Origin of the sequence: Pseudomonas protegens, from assembly GCF_003732485.1 — a bacterium.
In the GTDB taxonomy this organism is placed as follows: Bacteria; Pseudomonadota; Gammaproteobacteria; order Pseudomonadales; family Pseudomonadaceae; genus Aquipseudomonas; species Aquipseudomonas protegens_B.
In genome coordinates, this window is record NZ_MOAK01000025.1 from 12,057 (window position 1) to 12,863 (window position 807).

An 807-nucleotide genomic window follows, 5' to 3' on the forward strand; every position below is an offset into this window, starting at 1 on the left:
TAAGCGGCGGCTTCCACGCGAATCAGCTGACCTTGCGCATCGCGTTGCACGTAGAACATGGCAAATCCCTCAGGCTTTTTTTCGGCATCCGGCTGTCAGCAGCATAGGCCAGCGCAGCATTCAGAGCGCGAGTATGCGGTGCGCCGCGACAATCGTCACGGCGCAGGCTGCTTGCCAGGACCCGGCAACCACCCGTAAAGGCTGGCCGCCGGGAGCCGATCAGCTGTTGTTGTGATCGATCTTGATGGTCGGGTCGCTGCCGGCGATCAACGAGTTGATGTTGGCGTTGGACCAGTTGTTGCCTTCCAGCTTGATCGTCACGTCGGCGTTGGCCAGGCCTCCGGCGGCGTTGAGCTTGCCTTCGGAACTGACCTGCAGGGTCGACACCCCGTCCACGGTGGTGATCTTGAGGAAGTTGTCGATGGTGCTGGCGCTCTCGCCCTGCAGCAGATCTCGCAGGTCGATACGGTCACCTTCACTGGCCTTGAAGTCCTTGATCACATCGTTGCCGGTGTCGCCGGCCTTCCAGACGAAGGTGTCGGCACCCGAACCGCCGATCAGGATGTCGTTGCCCTGGCCACCGATCAGGGTGTCGTTGCCGGTCCCCCCCAGCAGGATGTCATTGCCCTTGCCGCCGTCCAGCAGGTCGTTGCCGCCCTGGCCGAAGATAATGTCATTGCCGGCGCCGCCCAGCAGGGTGTCGTTGCCGTCGTGGCTGCCAGACACATCGAACTCTTTGTAGTGCTCGGTGATGTACTGGTGCACGTTGCTGGTGGTGACCTTGCTCACGTCGACCCCGCTCTGCTT

General features: G+C 62.0%; 1 protein-coding gene. It reads right to left on the reverse strand.

What is annotated here, in order from left to right:
- Positions 1–219 precede the first annotated feature (219 nt).
- Positions 220–807: type I secretion C-terminal target domain-containing protein (locus BLX41_RS34255; protein WP_259744346.1), on the reverse strand; the 588-nt coding region annotated here is incomplete at its 5' end.